Here is an 18,551-nt window from a genome sequence, read left to right as displayed (position 1 = left end):
CAGGGAACGGTGGCGGCCCCAGCCAGGACGGCACCGAGGGCACGGAGCAGCCATCAGCGGTGAGGACCACCGACACGGCGCCGCCGGGCGCGGGACAGCGCCCGGCGGCATGCGTGGACGCCTCTCGGTAGATCAACGCCATGCGTGGATGGCTGGGTCAGCTTCAGTGCCGACCAACGGTCGGCACCCACCAGAGCAGGCCTGGCAGCAGAAGCAGGCCTGGCAGCAGATCCACGCCATGCGTGGATGCTCCTCTCAGAGCGCCAACACCCGCCGATAATTCAACGGCCCGCGCCCATCACGCAACCCCAACCGCAACTCCAGACCGGTCGCCGGCAAAACCTCCCCCTGGCTCGGCAGCATCGCCCAACCCACCCCTGGCTGCCACGCCCGCACCTCGAAGCGCTGCACATCACGCGCCACCAGCAGCCCGCGCGTCGGCTCGGGCGCCGGCAGCGGATAGTGATCGGAAGGCGCACCGCTGGCACGCCACAACGTGCTGCCCTGCCGCCACCAGCGAACGCGCTGCCACCGCAGCCCATCACTGCCGACGCTGCGGGTGATCTCCAGCGTGAAGCCACCATCGGGGTGGCGCTCACTGGTCAACGACGGCGGCAGCAGCCGCGCGGGTTGATCGGCCGGCCGCACCGCGCCGTTCATCAGCGCATCGTCAGCGCGCATCTCGATATCGCGCTGGAACTGCTGCAGCACCCGCATCGCCGTGCTGGTCTCGGCATCCGCCTGGCGCAGGCGCTGGTCCGTATTGGCAACGCTGTCCAGTGCGCGCCAGCAGATCACCGCAAGCACGCCCATGATGGTGATGGCGATCATCACCTCGATCAGGGTGAAACCGCCCGCCGCGCGTTTCATGGCGCCGGCGTCCACGGCAGCTGCAGGCGTGTCAGCGATTGTTTCGGTGCATCTTCGGCCACCACGCTCAGCTCCAGCTGCGGTTGCCCGTCGGCGCCACTGCCCAGGTGCTGCTGCACCAGGAAGCGGGTGCGCCCCTGCAGGCACAGCAGGCGCGCATCGCTGGGTGGCTGTGCGGACAGACGCAGCTCCTGCCAGCGGTCCTGCGCGCACAGCAGGGCCAGCCGGCGGTCCCGCAGGCGCGACTGGTCATCGGTCGCCACCGCCACCGAGCGCATCACCGCTGCCAGCGCGATGGCCACGATGGCCAACGCGATCAGCACCTCGATCAACGTGAATCCGTGTTGCTGCCGCTTCACTGCATGACCTGCAATTGTCCACTGCCATCATCACGAAGACGCAGTCGACGACCGTCCAGCGACAACGCCAGCTCCCACGGCACACCAATCCATTCGGGGCTCAGCTCGATGGCGGCCGTGGGTTGCACGGTGATGCCACGGGTCTGCCACTGCTGGGGGCGCAGCAGGTCATCGCGCCGCAGCTCGACCCAGCCCTGGCTGTCGCGGCGGCTGAAGCGGTAGCCCTCCGCAGTGGCCTGCCAGCGGATCGGCCGACCATCGATGCGAGCTTCGTCGCGAGCGACCTGCAGGCGCTGCGCCAGCCGCTCGGATTCCTGCCGCAGCTGCCGCGCGGGGTCGAGCAGGCTGCCCAGGCCGAGGCCGATACCCGCCGTGCAGATGCCGATGATGACCAGCACCACCATCAGTTCGATCAGGGTGAAACCGCGTGGCCTGCGTTGCATCGCACATCGCCTCCCGTCCTTGCCGATACCTGCCAGCGTAGGCGCGGATGATGAAACAAAAGCGTCAGCGTCAGCTGCTAGCGTGGCCGCACAGGAACCTGGCGAAGGTGCGGAACATGGACGGCAGGCGTTGGGATCGCAATCGCACGTTGACCCTGCTGGCGGCCATGCTGCTGCTGACCGTGGCGGGATACTGGAGCATGGCCCTGTTCATGGCGCCGGTTCGCATTGGCGCCGCCACAGTGCGGGTCGCCGTACCCGCTGCCCCGGCCTTCGACGACGCAGCGAGCGCGCCGCTGGTACGGCTGCTTTCGCCAGGTGCAGTACAGACCGAGGTGACCGTGCTGGGGGTGATGGCAGGGCGGCAGGCGCCACTGGCATTGCTGTCGGTGGATGGGGCACCTGCCCAGGCCTATGCGCCGGGCCAGCGGCTGGGTCCATCCACCGTACTGGCCTCAATCAGCGCCAACGTGGTGGAACTGCAGCAGGCAGGGCAGGCGCGTTCGCTGCCCGTGCCCGGACTGCCGCCGCTGCCCACCGATGGCATCGTTCCCGCCGCCGTGGGGCGGCACTGAACACGGCTCAGCGCGCTGGACGCTGCGGCACCACCGAACGCCCGAATGCATCACCCATGCGCTGCCGCGTGCCCTCCAGGTTGTACTGCAGCAACTGGTTGCCGGGCTTGCGCATCAGGCGTTCGGCTTCGGGAAGGTTGGGGCGGCCGGCCGTGCCTGCTGCCGGTGCCAGCTTGCGTTGCAGGCAGTCCCAGGCGGGGATGCGCTCGCCGTTGACCTGTACTTCGATGCATGGCGCTGCTTCTGCCTGTTTGGCAGCCTGCTCAGCCCGCGCCCAGGGCGCAGCCAGAGCCAGAACCAACGCCACACAGAGGGCAGGGCGGTTTGGTGTAGCCAGGGTGGCGTGCATCTTGAATCTCCCGAGGCAGCAGGCGCTTTGCAATGAAGACGTGTGCCAGGCGAAGTGTCCGCCTGCGCCTGTTTCAGCATCGTCAACAGATGACAGTGCTGTCACAAAACTGTTGGCGGTTTTGACGCGGCCTGCACGTCCTGTTGGTAGACCCACGCGCCGCTCCCTGGCCACTCCCTTCGATACGACGCGATGCCTTCGATGACTCCCGTTCCGTGCCGTGCCGTTCGCCTTCCGCTGCGCCTGCATCCTTTGCTGCTGGCCCTGTCGTCGTTGCCATTTCCAGCGCTCGCGCAGGACGCCGCACCAGCGTCCACGGTGAACATCAACGAGTACATCGTGCGCGGCAACACCGTGCTTGATGCGCGCCAGATCGAACGTGCAGTCGAACCGTTCCTCGGCCCCGGCAGGACGCTGGCCGATGTCGAGAAGGCACGCGATGCAGTCAACGCGCTGTACCAGCAGGGCGGCTACCAATCGGTCTATGTGGAGCTGCCCGAGCAGCAGGTCAACGCAGGCGTGGTGCTGCTGAAGGTGCAGCAGACGCCCATTGGCCAGCTGCGCGTGGTCGGTGCCCGCCATGACTCACCCGAGCGCATCCGCGAACGGGTACCGGCATTGGCTGAAGGGCGCGTGCCCGACTTCGACCAGGCACAGAAGGAACTGACGGCACTGAACGAAGGGGGCCGCCGCCAGGTGCTGCCGCTGGTACGCGAAGGCCAGGTGCCCGGCACCATGGATGTGGACCTGCAGGTAGAAGAAAAGTCACCTTGGCGTGCCAGTGCAGCGCTCAACAACGACCACAGCGCCGATACCGAGAAGCTGCGCCTGAGTGCATCGCTGGCCCACGACAACCTGTGGCGGCGAGGACACAGCGCGAGCATCGGCGTGTTCATCGCGCCGGAAGACACCGACCAGGCAAAGGTGTTCTCCGCGTCCTACACGGTCCCCTTCGAGGGCACGCCGTGGAGCCTGGAAGCATCGGGCTACAAGTCCGACAGCCGCGTACTCAATGCCGGCGGGCAAGGCGGCGCAGGCACGGGCACCGGCACCAACGTGATCGGCAACGGTCATTCGATCGGTCTCAAGCTCAACTACCGCCTGCCGGGCAGCAGCGCTTGGTGGCGCCAGCTCAGCCTCGGCGTGGACTTCAAGGACACCGAAGAAGACACGCAGATGGGCAAGGACAGCCTGAAAACGCCGTTGAAGTACGCGCCGGTCACCCTGGCCTTCGTCGGCGTGCGCCAGGGCGAGAACGATCAGCTGAGCATCAACACGCAGCTGGTGGCGGGAACCCGGCGTCTATTCGGTTACGGCAGCAACGCCACTGATTTCGGTCAGAAGCGCTACTGGGCCGATCCGAGTTTCGTGGCGTTCAAGGCCGATGTCTCCAACACGCACACCTTCGGCAACGACTGGCAGTGGTATGCGCGTGGCTCGCTGCAGGCGACCGACGCGCCGCTGGTCTCGGCCGAACAGTTCGCCGCCGGCGGCATGTACACCGTGCGTGGCTACCTGTCGGCCGAAGCAATCGGCGACTACGGTGGCCTGGTCAACCTGGAATGGCGCACCCCGGCGTGGTCGCTGTGGAGCGGTACCGACCTGCGGCTGTACAGCTTCGCCGACGCGGCCTACCTGCGCCTGCGTCAGCCGCTGCCGGAACAGCGCGACAAATACAACCTGGCGTCGGTCGGGCTGGGCGCGCAGCTGCGCCTGGGCGAACACCTGCAGCTGCGCCTGGACTACGCCTGGCCCTACGCCGATGGCCCGGTCACGCGCAAGGACGACCCGCGGCTGCATTTCAACATCAGCACCAGCTACTGACCCTTCCCTTGAGATGCGTTCTCCGGAGACCTTTTGCATGGACCGTCTGCTTTCCCGAATGTTGCTGCTGTTGGCTGCGCTGATCGCGCTGCCCGCCGCCGCGGCCGATGCCAACTGGTGGCAGGCCGAATGGAAGTACCGCAAGCCGATCACCGTCGACGCAGGCCCACAGGGCGCGGGGTTGACCGGCAACCCCGGGCGTACGCCGCTGCTGCTGCGCCTGCATACCGGCAACTTCGGCTTTGATGGCACCCAGGAGGGTGGCAACGACCTGCGTTTCGTTTCTGCCGACGGTCGCACCGTGCTGGCCCATCAGATCGAGCAGTTCGACCCGAACTTGGGCCTGGCCCTGGTCTGGGTGGACGTTCCGGTACTGACTGCCAGCGCGCCGCAGACGATCTGGATGTACTACGGCAACGCGAAGGCGCCGGCCAGCGGCAATGGCCAGCAGGTGTTCGATCCGGACTACACGCTGGTCTACCACTTTGCCGAAGCCAATGCACCTGCGCGTGATACCACGGCCTACGGCAACACGGCCGGGGCGGTAGTGCCTGCGGCGGAAAGTACGGTGATCGGGCGGGGCGTGCAGCTGGGCGCTGGTCCACTGCCGCTGCCGGCCAGCGCTTCGCTGGCACAGGAAGGGGGCGCGCCGCTCACCGTTTCGGCCTGGATCAAACCGGGCGCGCTGACCACTGCGCAGGCGCTCTATGCCCGACGCGATGGTACTGCCGAGCTGGTGATGGGCATCGACAACCGCGTGCCGTTCGTGCAGCTCAATGGTCAACGCAGCACCCCGGCGCAACCGATCCCGGAAGGACAGTGGGCGCATCTCGCGCTTACCGCCGAGAAGGGGGCGCTGCAGCTGTATCTGAACGGTCGCGTGGTGGCCCAGCTCAGTGGTGAGCTGCCGGCATTGACCACCGCAGCGGTGGTGGGTGCCGACGCACCGGGTGCGACGCAGCCGCTGGCCAACTTCGATGGTGCGCTGGATGAACTGCGGATCTCACGCGTGGCGCGCCCGGCGGCGCTGCTGCTGGCCGATGCCACCGCACAGGGCGCCGACTCGCGCCTGATCAGCTACGGTGCCGACGAGCAATCGGCCGGGCAGAGCCACTTCGCCTTCATCCTCAAGGCCATGCCGTTCGACGCCTGGGTGGTGGTTGCCATCCTCGGCCTGATGATGCTGTTGTCGTGGGCGATCATGATTGCCAAGAGCCGTCATTTCGGCCGCACCAGCAAGGCCAATGCAGTGTTCACCGAGAGCTTCAGCAAGCTCTCCGGCGTGCCGCTGCGCACCTTGTCCGAGATGGATCGGCAGGGCAAGGTGCCGACGGCGATGCACGACGGCTCGCTGTGGCGCATCTACCAGGTGGCCATCGATGAAATGCAGCAGCGCCATCAGCGCGACGGCAACTCCGGCTATCTGAGCGCGGCCACCATCGCCGCCATCCGCGCGTCGATGGATGCGGTGATGGTGCGCGAACAGGAAGCAATGGCACGGCGCATGAACTGGCTGTCGACCACCATCGAAGGCGCGCCGTATGTGGGTCTGTTCGGCACTGTGATCGGCATCATGCTGGTGTTCGTGGTGGCGGCGATGGCCGGTGCGGTGGACATCAACTCGGTGGCGCCGGGCATGGCGGCAGCGCTGCTGTGTACCGCCGCCGGCCTGGGCGTCGCGATCCCGGCACTGTTCGGCTACAACTGGCTGGGCGCACGCGCCGAAGCCATCGGCGCCGACATGGCGGTGTTCATCGACGAGTTCGCCGCCCGCCTGGCCGAAGAGCAGGACGGGCGCGGCCCGGCCGCGGTCCAGGGCTGAGGGACCGGCCATGGCCTACAAGGCGAAGTTCGGCATCAAGAAACGCGAGAAGGGCATCAACGTGACGCCCTTCGTCGACGTGCTGCTGGTGGTGCTGGTGATCTTCATCCTGACCAGCAACGCCTCCATTCCCGGCATCGAGGTCAACCTGCCGAAGGCCAGCAACAGCACCGCACTGGAGAAGCCCAAGACCAAGGCGATCACCATCGACCCCAGCGGCCAGGTGTTCCTGGATGCGTACCCGGTGACGATGACCGAGCTGGAGGACCGCCTGCGTACCGAACGTGCGACCTCGCCGGATTTCCCGGTGATCGTGCGCGGTGATGCGCAGGTGCAGTACGCGCGCGTGGTCGAGGTGCTGGACCTGCTGCGGCGGCTGGAGCTGGCCCAGGTCGGCTTGGTCACCGGCAAGGCGCAGGGCTGAGGCATGGCCGGCCATCGACCACCCCTGCAGGAGCCTGGTACGCGCGGACGCCAGTTGCTGGCGACGATCGCGCTGGTGCTGGCGGCGCTGCTGGTACTGGGTGTTGCCCTGTGGTGGCTGCTGTTCAAGGACACCGCCAGCACGCGTCGGCCGGTGGTGCAGCCGCCGATGCTGGCGTTGCCACCACCGCCGCCGCCGCCACCGCCACCGGAAAAACCGCCCGAGCCAGAGACGCCGCCGGAAGAGACCGTGCCTGAGCCGGAACCGCTGGACCAGCCAACGCCGGCCGAAGAGCCGACGCCGACGCCGGACAACGCCGACCCGGTAACCATGGACGCCGATGCACAGGCAGGCGGAGACAGCTTCGGCATCCAGTCGGGCAGCGGCGATGGCTCGTCCGGTGTCGGCCGTGGCGGTGCCGGCAATGCCAGCTATGGCCGCTACCTGGGTTATCTGATGCAACAGGCGATTTCGCGCGATGCGCGGGTCAAGCGTCTGGCGTTCCAGCTGCAGGTGAATGTGTGGCTGGCGCCCGATGGCCGGCTGGAGAAGGTCGAGCTGGTGCGTGGCAGCGGTAACGAGGAGGCCGACGTGGCCGTGCTCGATGCGCTGCGGCAGATCGGCAAAGTCGACCAGATGCCACCGGCGTCGCTGGATTTCCCCGCGCGCGTGCTGATCCAGGGGCGCCGTCCCGGCGCTTGACCGATGACTTCCGTGATTTCCCTTCTTTCGATGAGAACCGTGATGAACGACCACGACCGCGCTCGAACCGCATCCCGCCGCCCGCGGCCGGCCCGACGGGCGCTGCTGTGCTGCGCCGTACTGCTCAGCCTGGCCGTGCCGGCCAGTGCGATGGCTGCCGAAACCACCATGGTCAAGCTGATCAGGGGCCTGATCGCCAGTGGCGCGCTCAAGCCCGAAGACGGTCAGGCCCTGCTGGTCCAGGCCGAGGCCGAGGCGGCGGCTGCGCAAGGCGGCACTGCGGGCAGCGCCGCCAGCAGCGGTGGCGTGGCGCTGGAAGCCGGCGACGTACGTGTGCCGTACGTGCCGCAGAGCGTGCGTGATGGCATCCGCGATGAAGTGCGCCAGGACGTGATGGCGCAGGCCAAAGCCGAGGGCTGGGCCGCGCCCAACGAAGTGGCCGAGTGGACCAAGCGCATCAAGGTCACCGGTGACATGCGCGTGCGCAGCGAGTCGCGCTTCTACTCCGAGCGCAACAGCGACATCGAGACCAACTGGGCCTCGGTGAATGCCGGCAGCGGTTTCGATACCAACAACAACACCAACCTGCAGCTGCCGCCGCTGCTCAACACCCGCCAGGACCGCCGCAACCTGTGGCGCATCCGTGCACGGCTGGGCATCGAAGCGATGATCGGCGAGCACACCAGCGCAGGCGTGCGCCTGGCCAGCGGCAGCAGCAACGGGCCGGTGTCCACCACCGAACAGCTTGGCGGCGGCCTGGGCAAGAAGGACGTGTGGCTGGACCAGGCATGGCTGGCCTACAGTCGGGCCGACTGGGTGACGGTGCGCGGCGGACGCTTCGGCAATCCGTTCTGGACCAGCGACACGCTGTTCTCCAACGACCTGAACTTCGATGGCCTGGCGGCCAATCTCAGGTACGACATCGCTGATGACGTCGGCCTGTTCGGCAACCTGGCGGTGGTGCCGTTGGAGTACACCTCCGACAGCGCTCCCAGCCAGAGCCGGGTGAAGACGCCCAACGAGAACAAGTGGCTGTCCGGTGCACAGGTGGGGGTGAACTGGCGCTTCAACGATGACAACAGCCTGCGCGCGGCGCTGGGCTACTACGATTTCAAGAACATCAGCGGCCGCCTGTCGTCGCCGTGCGCGCTGTATGCAGGCGCCGTTGGCTGCGATACCGACTGGTCGCGGCCGGCATTCATGCAGAAGGGCAACACCCTCATGCTGATCCGCGACATCGCCCGCAATCCGCTGGATCCGGCCAACACGCCCACGCCGCAGTACGTGGGCCTGGCCTCGGCATTCCGTCTGGCGACCTTCAACCTGCGCTGGGATACACAGCTTGCGCAGGACATCGGCATGCGCCTGGACGCGGACTACATCCGCAACCTCGCCTATGACAAGCAGGCCATGTTCGCCCGGGCCAACAACGGCATCGTCAACAACTATGGCGCCGGTGGCACTGCCAGCATCGATACCTTCCGCAGCGGCGACACCGCCTGGATGCTGCAGGCCACCTTCGGTGCCACCGAGCTGAAGGAGAAGGGCCAGTGGCAGGCCCTGCTGGGCTACAAGCGGATCGAGGCCGATGCGCTGCCCGACGCCTACAACGATCCGAACTTCCACCTGGGCGGCACCAATGCGCGCGGCTACTACGTCGGCGGTGCCTATGCGCTGGATGCGCGCAGCTGGATCAGCGGCAAGTGGATGGCGGCCAAGGAAGTGTCGGGCCCGCCGTTGTCGATCGACGTTTTCCAGCTGGAGTTCAACACCGGTTTCTGATCGGACAGCGTGACCGCAGTCACGACAGGCGTGGCGGGGGCGCGGCGATGCGCCCGTCTAAGGAAGGAAGACCACGCGTTGCACAAAGGAGGAGTGGATGAGCCGTCGCAAGCTGTTCGAGAGTTCCGAGCCCGCCGCACAGACACTGGGCATCGGGCCGGCCTATGTCTCGGTGGAGGGGTTGCGCCAGCACCTGGCCGAATTCCTGCTGTATGCAGGGCGCCCGGTCGTCATCATGCGCGGGCGCAGCGAGGTCGGCTATTTCCTGCCGGCACGCTGCTGGCGCCAGCGCGAGGATGATCCGCTGGCTGCCGCTGCCGCCGATCAGCTGCTCGATGCCGCCGGCTTCCAGGCCGAAGACATCCAGCAGGTCGAACAGGAGTTCAACGCCATGCGCCAGCGCACCGTGCTGCATTCACGGCGTTGAAGGGCCAGTAGATCCACGCCATGCGTGGATGCGTTTATCCGACCGCCCCGCGCTCGCTGGTGATCCGTGCACCCTCGCGCATCACCAGCGTCACCGGGGTCTTTTCCACCACCTCCAGCAGGCGCTGCCACTGCGCATCACTCAGCTCGGCGGTGGCATGCAGCACACGGTGCACATGGAAGCGCCCGTCCGCATCGCGTTCGGAACGCAGCTCGGCGTGGAACTCGCCCAGCTCCCAGCCCTTGCGCTGGGCATACATGCGCAGGGTGATGGCGGTACACGCGGCCAACGAGGCCAGGTACAGGTCGAACGGGGCAAAGCCCTTGCCCTGGCCACCGAGCGAGGCGGGCTCATCGGTCGCAACATCGAAATGGCCGTTGCTGATGTGGTGCAGGTAGTTGTCGGCGGTCGAAACAATGCGTGCGTAGGCCATGGAAATCCCTGGTTGTAGAGCCGAACCATGCTCGGCTGCAGGAGAAGGCGGCGCCAGCCGGAGCCGGAGCCGCCACGGAATCACTCCGTACGATCGTACGAGAACTGGATACCCGCCGTACCACCGGTTTCGATGAAGAGATTCATGAAGGCCGGCACCGTCTCCGCCCGTGCCCAGTCGCGCTGCAGTTCGCAGAACAGCTGCGTCACGCTGATCAACTGGCCACCAGCCTGTTCGATGCGGCGCAGCGCGGCATCATGCGCGGCCAGCGAGGTGCCGCCCACCGCATCGACCACCACGTAGACTTCATAGCCTTCCTTCAGCGCATCCAGTGCCGGGAAGGTGAGGCAGGCTTCGGTCCACAGCGCGGTCATGATCAGTTTCCTGCGGCCGGTCGCTGTCACCGCCTTGCGGAACTCGACGTCTTCCCAGGAATTGATGGTGGTGCGGTCGTAGGTCGGGTAGTCGCCCAGCACCTTGCGCAGCTGCGGGATCGGCGGCTTGTTCAGGCCGGTCTGCACGTTCACGGTCGAATGCACGATCGGCAGGCCGTAGGCGACCGCCGCCTTGGCGGTGCCGACAATGTTGTTGACCAGCAGCTGGCGGTCCATCGATGCGATGGAGTTCACCTGTACCGGCTGGTAGTCGATGATGATGAAGGCGGAATTCTGCGGCGTCAGCAGGTGGTCGCTGACGGGGTCACGGATCGGTTCACTGGCCATGAGGGTGTCCTGGTCGGGGTTGGCTTGCGGTGGAGCCGGTGGCGTGCCGGCAGGCGGAAATCGCCGTGGATGCAGTGGGCTCAGCTGCGCTGCGAATCCAGCTGCTCGTGGTTCTTCTGCACGTCCTGCGCCTTCTGGTAGCTCTCGATCAGCAACTGGTAGTTGGGGAAGATCTGCGTGTAGATCGCAGCCCACTGCTGGGCGTCCTCACGGTTCCAGGTGCGTTGGATTTCCGAGGCGACCGCAGCGGTATCCATCGGCACCACGCCGGCCTGCACCACGCGCGCCAAGGTGATTTCCTCGGCCATCTTCGAGTAGGTGCCGGAGGCATCGACCACCGCGAACACCTGGTATCCGTCGGCGACGGCGGCAATGGAGGGGAAGGCCATGCATACGCTGGTGATGGTGCCGGCGATGATCAGCTGCTTGCGGCCGGTGGCCTTCACCGCGGCGACGAACTCGGGGTTGTCCCACGCATTGATCTCGCCGCGGCGTGCCACGTACTGCGCATGTGGTGCGGCGTCGTGGATCTCCGGGATCAGCGGACCGTTCGGTCCCTGCGGTACCGACGCGGTGGTGATCACCGGCATCTTCGCCAGCGTTGCCATCTTCGCCAGTGCGGTGGCGTGCGCGCGCACGGAGGTGAACGGCATGTCACCGATGGTCTGGAACAGGCCACTCTGGTGGTCGATCAGCAGCATCGCGGCGTTATCCGGGTCGATCACCGGGCGGGCGCCGTTGAAGTTGGCGGGGGTACTCATGGTCAGTTTCCTGGGTAGGGGGCGAAAGCCCGGAATGCGGCGGGCCGGTTGCCCGCCGCAAGGCACTGGATCAGTGCGCGATCTGGCCGAAGCGGCCGCCGTTGAAATCCTTCACGGCCTGGCTGATCTCGGCCTGGGTGTTCATCACGAACGGCCCATAGCCCACCACCGGCTCGTCGATCGGTTCGCCGCTGAGCAGCAGCACCGTGGCGTCGCTGTCGGCGTCGATGAACACGTCTTCGCCGCTGCGGTCGAAGGTCACCAGCTGTGCTTCGCCGACTGCCTGGCCGCCGTTGATCCGCACCGTGCCCTTCAGCACCACCAGCGCCAGGGTGCGGCCATCGGCCACCGGCAATTCGGCGTGCTGGCCCTGCAGCAGGCGGATGTCCCACACATCCATGGGGGTATGGGTACGTGCCGGTCCAGCATGGCCATCGAATGCCCCGGCGATGACGCGCACGCGGCCGGCACCGTCGGGCAAGGCCACCGAAGGAATCTGCGCATCGAGCAGGGTCTGGTAGCCCGGCGCACCCATCTTGTCCTTGGCCGGCAGGTTCACCCACAGCTGCACCATGTCCAGCGTGCCGCCGCGCTTGCTGAATTCCGGCGTGTGGAATTCCTCATGGAGGATGCCGGACGCAGCGGTCATCCACTGCACGTCACCCGGGCCGATGGTGCCGCCGGCGCCGGTCGAGTCGCGATGGGCGACTTCGCCTTCGTAGACAATGGTGACGGTCTCGAAGCCGCGGTGCGGATGCTGGCCGACCCCGCGCGGGGTTTCGCTGGGCGGGAAGCTGTACGGCCCGGCGTAGTCCAGCAGCAGGAACGGGCTCAGGTGCTGGCCATGGGTGTTGTAGGAGAACATCGAACGGGCGGGGAAGCCGTCGCCCACCCAATGCGGGCGGGGGGCGCTGTAGGTACCGGTGACACGCTTCATGGCGATCTCCTGACCGGGGCAACCGGTCGCTGTTTTTCGTTGCGGAGACGATATCGCCGTGACAATGGCCCCGGTAGTGGGCAGAATTTGCCGTCATAGTCCTATTTTGTGAACGATGAAGGCCCGGCAAGGGCCGCAGGAGATCGTCCCGTGTTCATCGCCGACATCCGCCGCTGCGACCTCAACGACCTCTTCTACTTCGCCATGGTGGTCGAGCATGGCGGCTTCTCGCAGGCAGGGCGTGCACTTGCCATGCCCAAGTCCAAGCTCAGCCGCCGCATTGCCTTGCTGGAGGAACGGCTGGGGGTCCGTCTGATCCAACGTTCCACCCGCCGCTTTTCGGTCACCGAGATCGGCCAGGACTACTACCGGCACTGCAAGGCGATGCTGGTGGAGGCCGAAGCCGCCGAGGAGGCCATCGCGCTGTCACGCGCCGAGCCACGGGGTACTCTGCGGCTGGCCTGTCCGATCGCACTGCTGCACGCGCGCATTGGCGACATGCTGGCCGACTTCCTGGCCCTGCATCCGCAGGTGACCCTGCAACTGGATGCCACCAACCGTCGCGTGGACGTGGTGGGCGAGGGCGTGGACGTGGCCATCCGTGTGCGCCCGCCACCCTTGGAAGACAGTGATCTGGTGGTGCGCGTGCTGGCCCGTCGCGTCTGGTGCACCGCTGCCAGTCCGACCCTGCTCAAGCGCCTGGGTACGCCGAAGGTGCCGGCCGATCTGGCGATGATGCCGACCGTGGACCTGGCATCGCCAGCACAGGTGCATGCCTGGGAATACGCCGGGCCAGAGGAGGTGACGGCCAGCGTGCACCACCGCCCGCGGCTGGTCAGCGATGACATGATCGCCCTGCGCAGTGCGGCAGTGGCCGGTGTCGGCGTGCTGATGCTGCCGCGGATGATGATCACCGACGAACTGGCCAGCGGCGCGCTGGTGCCGATCCTGCCGCAGTGGCAGCCCAGGCATGGCATCGTGCATGCCGTGTTCCCCTCGCGGCGCGGCCTGCTGCCGGCGGTGCGCGCGTTGATCGACTACCTGGCCGAGCGCTTCGATGCGCTGCAGGAACCGTAGGCAACACATCCACGCAATGCATGGATGAGGTTCGGGGATTCGCTTGCCGCGCATCGCCGCGCGGCCCACAATCCACGTCCGGACCGTCGCCATCACGCCCATCATTCCCCGGTCCGGCCTTGGCACTTATGTCTCCCAATGCCCTGGCGCTGATCGAGCTGTTGATCCGCGAGCGCCGTGCGTTGTCCCGCTTCATTGCCCGCTACCTCGACCCGGCCAGTACCGAGGACACGCTGCAGAACCTTTATCTGAAGGCCAGCAGCGTGCCCGGCGACCCGCCGATCCTGGAACCGCGCGGGTATCTGTACCGCATGGCTTATCACCACGCGCTCAACCGCAGCCAGGCCGACGCACGCGAACGGCGGGCGATGGCGGAGTACGCGAGCGACCTGGCCGATGCCAGCAATGATGGCGAGGCGCAGGCGCTGGACCAGGCGCAGCTGCGCGAGATCAGCCAGACCATCCTGGCGCTGCCGCCACAGGTGCGCGAGTGCTTCGTGCTCAACCGCTACCTTGGCCTGAGCGAGCGCGAGATCGCCCTGCGCCTGGGTATTTCCAAGAGTGTGGTGGGCAAGTACGTGCTGCGCGCGGCCCTGCTCATCCAGCAACAGCAGCGGGGAAGCCGCGCATGACCTGCAGGTGCCGTGGGCAGATGCCGCTCGCCGTTGTCTCAACTGTAAGGCGCACCCATTGGTGGTGCCGCAGGCCACAATCATGACTACGTCCATACCCTCGCCGCGTCAGGCCAGGCAGGCGTTGCGCTGGGTGATACGGTGCAATGCGGGCCGGTTGCCGGAGCGCCAGCAACGCGCCCTGCAACGCTGGCTGCAGGCCGATCCCCGGCATGCCGATGCCTGGCGCCAGCAGCAGGCCTTCTGGCAGGGCCTGGACGCTGCCGGTCCGGATGTCCTGGCTGCGCTTCCGGAACTGACTGCCGAACCCGCGCTGCGGCCGCTGCCGCCGCGTCGTCGACTGCCTTGGCTGCTGGCCAGTGCGGCGGTGCTGCTGCTTTCGGTGACAGCGGCGCCGCACGCGTGGCTGCTGGTCCGCAGCGATGTGCGCAGCGGCAACGCGCCGCGCACTGTGCAGCTGCAGGATGGCAGCACTGCCATATTGGATGCAGGCAGTGCGCTGTCGCTTGATTTCAGCGCCGGCCAGCGCCGCCTGCAGTTGCTGCTTGGCAGCGCCTGGTTCCAGGTCGCGCACGAAGCACGACCGTTCCGGGTGGAGGCCGGCGGTGGCGAGATCCGTGACATCGGCACGGCATTCAGCGTTGCCTTGCAGGATGCCGTGGTGACCACCGAGGTCAGCCAGGGTGAAGTCGAGATCCGGCCGGGTCATGTCGCCGCGCAGCGGTTGCAGGCCGGGCAGGCACGCGCGTTCCGTGATGGCCGCTGGCTGCAGCCGCTGCAGCTGACCGATGTGGAGGCCATCGCACCGTGGCGACGCGGCGAGATCGTCATTGATGATCTGCCTGCGCAACAGGCGATCGAGCGCCTTGCCCGCTATCGGCGTGCGCCGGTCTGGGTTCTGCGCGGGCAGGGCGCGCAGGTGGCGGTGAGCGGCTTGTTCCATCTGCAGCAGCCGGATGCGGCGATTGCCGCCGTGGCCCAGCAGGCCGGTCTGCGCAGCCAGCGCCTGCCGGGCGGCGCGTTGTTGCTGTGGTGATGCCACGGGGGTAGCGGGTGGGTTCATCCACGCATGGCGTGGATCTACTGGGGTGCATGGTAGATCCACGCCATGCGTGGATGATCTGTCGATCAACAAAAAAACCGTGGGCAGATCCGATCCCACCTTGTCTCTAGTGGTATAGCCAGAGCGAAACCGCGTTTCTTCTCAAGCCAACCGAACCGCGTGCACCCGATGTGCGCACGGTCCCGCCACCTTGAGGAGTCACCGTTCATGCCGTTCCCGGCATCCGCCCGTCATCGCCGCGCCACCATCCTCGCCCTGGCCATCGCCACGGCACTGGTTCCCTTTGCTTGGGCGCCGACCGCCCGCGCCCAGGCCGCTACTACGTCCGTGCGCGCGTATGCCATTCCCGAACAAGCCTTGGCCGACGCAGTGCGCAGCTTCGGTCGCCAGTCGCAGGTGCAGGTGGTGTTCCGCAGCGATCTGGTGGAAGGGCGGCGCTCGCGCGCAGTGCAGGGCCAGTACAGCCCCGCCGAGGCACTGGACCAGTTGCTGCAGGGCAGTGGCCTGCGCGCGCAGCAGGAGCCGGGCGGTACCTGGACCCTGCAGGCCGCCGCCGATGACGGCGGGGTGGTGGTCACCGACACGCTGAAGGTGGGCGGGCGCCTGCAGGCCGACGGCGGCGAAACACGCGATCGTTGGGGATACGACGACGTGTTCGCGCTCGACCTGAGCACGGCCTATTCCGGTCGCGACCGGGTGGAGCGCTATCGCGGCGCCAACCCGGCCGACGTGGTCAAGGACCTGGTCGGTGTGTTCAGCGGCGACGCCCGCAACAGCGGCGCACTGGACCTCAACATCCGCGGCATCCAGGGGCCGGGACGGGTGCCGGTCAGCATCGACGGCGGCGAGCAGGCACTGACCGTATGGCGGGGCTACAACGGCGTCAGCAACCGCAACTACATCGATCCCAACCTGATTGGTGGCATCCAGGTCATCAAGGGGCCAGCGGTGGTACGCGATGTACACAGCGGTATCGGCGGAGCGATGGTCATCAAGACCCTCGACATCGACGACATCGTGCCGGCCGGCGAGCGCTTCGGCGGGGAGCTGAAGATCGAAGGCAGCAGCAATGCGGTCTCGCCGCGCCTGCCACGGCTGCACACTGGCGAGGACTACCGCACGGTGGAGGGGTTCCCGCAGTCGTCGCCGGCCTCGCCCTATGCTGACCGCACCCTGGTGGTGCCAGTGAAATCGCGCAGTGGTGACAACCCGTTCGATGGCGATGACCAGGCCTGGCGCCTGGCGCTGGGCTGGCGGGGTGAGCGGGTGGACGTGATGGCCGCCTACGCGTGGCGCAAGCGCGGCAACTATTTCTCCGGCAGCAAGGGCAGTGCGTACTACGACCAGGACCCGCGCGAGCAGTACGAATACCAGGGCATCGATTACATCACCACGCTGGCGCGCTACTTCAAGCCGGGGGATGAAGTTCCCAACACCTCCAGTGAACAGGAGTCGTGGCTGCTGAAGGCCACCTGGCAGATCACCGACGACCAGCAGCTCAAGGCCACCTGGCGGCGCACGCTTTCGCACTACGGCGAGATCATGCCCTCGCGCATTCTGTCCGCACCGGATTACGGGCGCATCCAGTGGCCGCTCAGCCGGGTCGATTCCGACGCCTGGAACCTGGAATACCGCTGGCAGCCGGCCGGCAGTCGTTGGCTCGACCTGCGTGCCAATCTGTGGCGGACTGAAACCAACAGCGATACCTACACCGCCGGCGGTTTCCCCAACTTCGCCTCGGGCAACCCTGATTGGGATTCCAGCCGCAGCCCGATCCTGCGCAACACCGCTCTGGCCAATGCCCGCAACGACCGTACCGGCCTGACCCTGAGCAACCGCTTCGGCCTGCATTCCACGCTTGACCTGACCGTGGGCGGCAACTGGCAGTATGAAACGCTGCGTTCAGGCGATCCGTACTTCGGCGTGACCGACGGCTGGCGCATGTACCCGCGCGCCGGGCGGCGCCAGGAAGGCGAGGGCTACCTGAGCCTGGAATGGCGGCCGGTCGAGTTCCTTACCCTCAACGCCGGTGTGCGCTACAGCCGCTACTGGGCGTTCGACGATTTCCTGCAGGCGCATCCGGAGCTGCTGACCCGCAGTGTCGGCAGCAAGGAGGCGCGCTACCGGGTCAATGAGCTGCCGCCACGCCCTGCCAGCTTGCAGGGAGAGATCGATGCGATCGAATCGGAGCGTGAGTTCTGGGAAAGCATCGGCATGGGCTCGCTGGTCGACGACCTGTTGAAGAACCTGCTGAGCAAGTACGAAACGCCGGTGCCGGTGGAACACAGCATCGCCTGGGCAGCCGATGCCGATGGCAACTACACGCGTGCCAGCAACCCGTGTCTGAACGGCCAGGTGGCCGCGATCCCCGGGCTGCTGCCGATGGTGCTCGGTACCGACCAGACCTGCCGCGTGCAGAACGCCGTGCAGGGGCAGGCGGTGCAGGCGCACAACAGCCGCCGCCGCGACCATGCCTGGCTGCCCACGTTCTCGGCCACCGTGCACTTCTCGCCCGCCGCGCGCCTGTATGCCCGCTACACCGAGGCCAAGCGCTTCCCCAGCATGTTCGAAAGCACCATCGCGTTTTCCAGCAGCCTCAATCCGCTGTATCCGCTCAAGCCCGAACACGCCTACAACTACGAGCTGGGGTATGTGCACAACCTCTCCGCGTTGTTCGGCGGCACCGCCGACGCGGACGTCAAGCTCAGCTACTACGTGCAGAAGACGCGCGATGTGATCGAGCGTGATGCGTATTTCCTGTTCGACAACATCGACAAGCAGACCCTGCGAGGCGTTGAGCTGCAGGCGCGGTTCGACAACCGCCGCTTCTTCAGCGACCTGGGCATCGCCCGCACCCTGGAGAACGAGGTGTGCGACGAAAGCACCGCGGTGCAGCTGGATGCCAACCGCGGCCTGGTGCCCAACTGCGTGCAGGACGGTTTCGTCGGCGGCTATCTGCTGACCCAGGCTGTTCCGAAGCTGTCGGTGAACCTCTCGCTGGGCACCCGCCTGTTCGACGAACGGCTGGAACTGGGCAGCCGCATCGTGCACTACCGGCGCCACGACAACCCGGACCTGCAGGCCTACCGCGACCGCCTGCTGGCCGGCGGCAGCAGCCTGCTGTGGCAGAACGTGCCGTTCACCTGGGGAAACATCACCACGGTGGATGCCTATGCGCGCTGGCGCTTCAACGACCATGCCAGCGTCGAACTGGTCGGCAGCAATCTCGGCAACCGCTACTACGTCGACCCGGCCACGCGCTCCACGCTGCCGGCGCCCGGTCGCACCCTCAAGCTCGCGGTTACCGCGCGCTTCTAATGCCTCACCGATTCAAGCGTTGTACCTGTAG

Annotated in this window: 19 protein-coding genes; 11 read left to right on the top strand and 8 right to left on the bottom strand. The window is 66.8% G+C overall.

What is annotated here, in order from left to right; all coding sequences use genetic code 11:
• Positions 1-255: 255 nt before the first annotated feature.
• Genes AC1DKR_RS01600 through gspH form a run of 3 tightly spaced genes read right to left on the bottom strand, consistent with a single transcriptional unit; the run spans position 256 to position 1,672 of the window.
• Positions 256-870 (bottom strand): prepilin-type N-terminal cleavage/methylation domain-containing protein, encoded by a 615-nt coding sequence (locus tag AC1DKR_RS01600; protein ID WP_478030672.1) that lies wholly within the window; start codon positions 868-870, stop codon positions 256-258.
• A complete protein-coding gene (gene gspI, locus AC1DKR_RS01595; protein WP_478030670.1) occupies positions 867-1,229 on the bottom strand; it encodes a type II secretion system minor pseudopilin GspI in 363 nt (120 codons plus the stop codon). The genes AC1DKR_RS01600 and gspI overlap by 4 nt, the downstream gene beginning before the upstream one ends.
• Positions 1,226-1,672 carry a type II secretion system minor pseudopilin GspH gene (gspH, locus tag AC1DKR_RS01590; protein WP_313248213.1) on the bottom strand — a complete coding sequence of 149 codons (447 nt, stop codon included), beginning with the start codon at positions 1,670-1,672 and terminating at the stop codon, positions 1,226-1,228. The genes gspI and gspH overlap by 4 nt, the downstream gene beginning before the upstream one ends.
• A 116-nt stretch (positions 1,673-1,788) precedes the next feature.
• On the opposite strand from gspH, the gene AC1DKR_RS01585 reads away from it, so the two are divergent.
• Positions 1,789-2,247, top strand: a complete 459-nt coding sequence (locus AC1DKR_RS01585) for a hypothetical protein (protein ID WP_447945190.1) — start codon at positions 1,789-1,791, stop codon at positions 2,245-2,247.
• Positions 2,248-2,254: 7 nt separating this feature from the next.
• On the opposite strand, the gene AC1DKR_RS01580 is transcribed toward AC1DKR_RS01585, so the two are convergent.
• The gene (locus tag AC1DKR_RS01580; RefSeq protein ID WP_447945189.1) at positions 2,255-2,596 is read right to left on the bottom strand and encodes a hypothetical protein; all 342 of its coding nucleotides are present in this window, start codon (positions 2,594-2,596) and stop codon (positions 2,255-2,257) included.
• Positions 2,597-2,797: 201 nt separating this feature from the next.
• On the opposite strand from AC1DKR_RS01580, the gene AC1DKR_RS01575 reads away from it, so the two are divergent.
• The 6 genes from AC1DKR_RS01575 (at position 2,798) to AC1DKR_RS01550 (ending at position 9,577) form a co-directional block, all read left to right on the top strand.
• Entirely contained in the window at positions 2,798-4,420 is a 1,623-nt protein-coding gene (locus AC1DKR_RS01575) for a ShlB/FhaC/HecB family hemolysin secretion/activation protein (protein WP_313248218.1), read from the top strand.
• Positions 4,421-4,457: 37 nt separating this feature from the next.
• Positions 4,458-6,242, top strand: coding sequence for a DUF2341 domain-containing protein (locus AC1DKR_RS01570; RefSeq protein ID WP_478030665.1), 1,785 nt, complete (start codon positions 4,458-4,460; stop codon positions 6,240-6,242).
• Positions 6,243-6,252: 10 nt separating this feature from the next.
• Complete coding sequence (locus AC1DKR_RS01565; RefSeq protein ID WP_265951371.1) at positions 6,253-6,666, top strand: ExbD/TolR family protein; 414 nt, start codon at positions 6,253-6,255, stop codon at positions 6,664-6,666.
• Between the two features lie 3 nt (positions 6,667-6,669).
• Positions 6,670-7,368 (top strand): cell envelope integrity protein TolA, encoded by a 699-nt coding sequence (gene tolA, locus AC1DKR_RS01560; RefSeq protein WP_478030660.1) that lies wholly within the window; start codon positions 6,670-6,672, stop codon positions 7,366-7,368.
• A gap of 42 nt (positions 7,369-7,410) precedes the next feature.
• Positions 7,411-9,150: a putative porin gene (locus AC1DKR_RS01555; RefSeq protein ID WP_478030658.1), complete on the top strand. Its 1,740-nt coding sequence runs from the start codon at positions 7,411-7,413 to the stop codon at positions 9,148-9,150.
• Positions 9,151-9,247: 97 nt separating this feature from the next.
• Positions 9,248-9,577: a hypothetical protein gene (locus AC1DKR_RS01550; protein ID WP_089235815.1), complete on the top strand. Its 330-nt coding sequence runs from the start codon at positions 9,248-9,250 to the stop codon at positions 9,575-9,577.
• Between the two features lie 34 nt (positions 9,578-9,611).
• On the opposite strand, the gene AC1DKR_RS01545 is transcribed toward AC1DKR_RS01550, so the two are convergent.
• The 4 genes from AC1DKR_RS01545 to AC1DKR_RS01530 all read right to left on the bottom strand — a co-directional run bounded on the left by AC1DKR_RS01545 (position 9,612) and on the right by AC1DKR_RS01530 (position 12,430).
• Entirely contained in the window at positions 9,612-10,010 is a 399-nt protein-coding gene (locus tag AC1DKR_RS01545) for an OsmC family protein (RefSeq protein ID WP_478030655.1), read from the bottom strand.
• 80 nt (positions 10,011-10,090) lie between these two features.
• Entirely contained in the window at positions 10,091-10,732 is a 642-nt protein-coding gene (locus AC1DKR_RS01540) for a hydrolase (RefSeq protein WP_478030653.1), read from the bottom strand.
• 80 nt (positions 10,733-10,812) lie between these two features.
• Positions 10,813-11,493: a hydrolase gene (locus tag AC1DKR_RS01535; protein WP_100465562.1), complete on the bottom strand. Its 681-nt coding sequence runs from the start codon at positions 11,491-11,493 to the stop codon at positions 10,813-10,815.
• Positions 11,494-11,563: 70 nt separating this feature from the next.
• On the bottom strand, positions 11,564-12,430 hold the full coding sequence (locus AC1DKR_RS01530; RefSeq protein ID WP_478030651.1) for a pirin family protein: 867 nt from the start codon (positions 12,428-12,430) through the stop codon (positions 11,564-11,566).
• Between the two features lie 150 nt (positions 12,431-12,580).
• On the opposite strand from AC1DKR_RS01530, the gene AC1DKR_RS01525 reads away from it, so the two are divergent.
• The 4 genes from AC1DKR_RS01525 (at position 12,581) to AC1DKR_RS01510 (ending at position 18,520) form a co-directional block, all read left to right on the top strand.
• On the top strand, positions 12,581-13,507 hold the full coding sequence (locus tag AC1DKR_RS01525; protein WP_442243670.1) for a LysR family transcriptional regulator: 927 nt from the start codon (positions 12,581-12,583) through the stop codon (positions 13,505-13,507).
• A gap of 128 nt (positions 13,508-13,635) precedes the next feature.
• Positions 13,636-14,139: an RNA polymerase sigma factor gene (locus tag AC1DKR_RS01520; RefSeq protein WP_478030646.1), complete on the top strand. Its 504-nt coding sequence runs from the start codon at positions 13,636-13,638 to the stop codon at positions 14,137-14,139.
• 82 nt (positions 14,140-14,221) lie between these two features.
• Positions 14,222-15,175, top strand: a complete 954-nt coding sequence (locus AC1DKR_RS01515; protein ID WP_478030644.1) for a FecR family protein — start codon at positions 14,222-14,224, stop codon at positions 15,173-15,175.
• A gap of 234 nt (positions 15,176-15,409) precedes the next feature.
• Positions 15,410-18,520, top strand: a complete 3,111-nt coding sequence (locus AC1DKR_RS01510) for a TonB-dependent receptor (RefSeq protein ID WP_478030642.1) — start codon at positions 15,410-15,412, stop codon at positions 18,518-18,520.
• Positions 18,521-18,551 lie beyond the last annotated feature (31 nt).

Source organism: Stenotrophomonas sp. 01N47 (assembly GCF_056399165.1).
The sequence above is the reverse complement of the archived record's forward strand: the minus strand, read 5'-3'. Positions and strand labels throughout refer to the sequence as shown.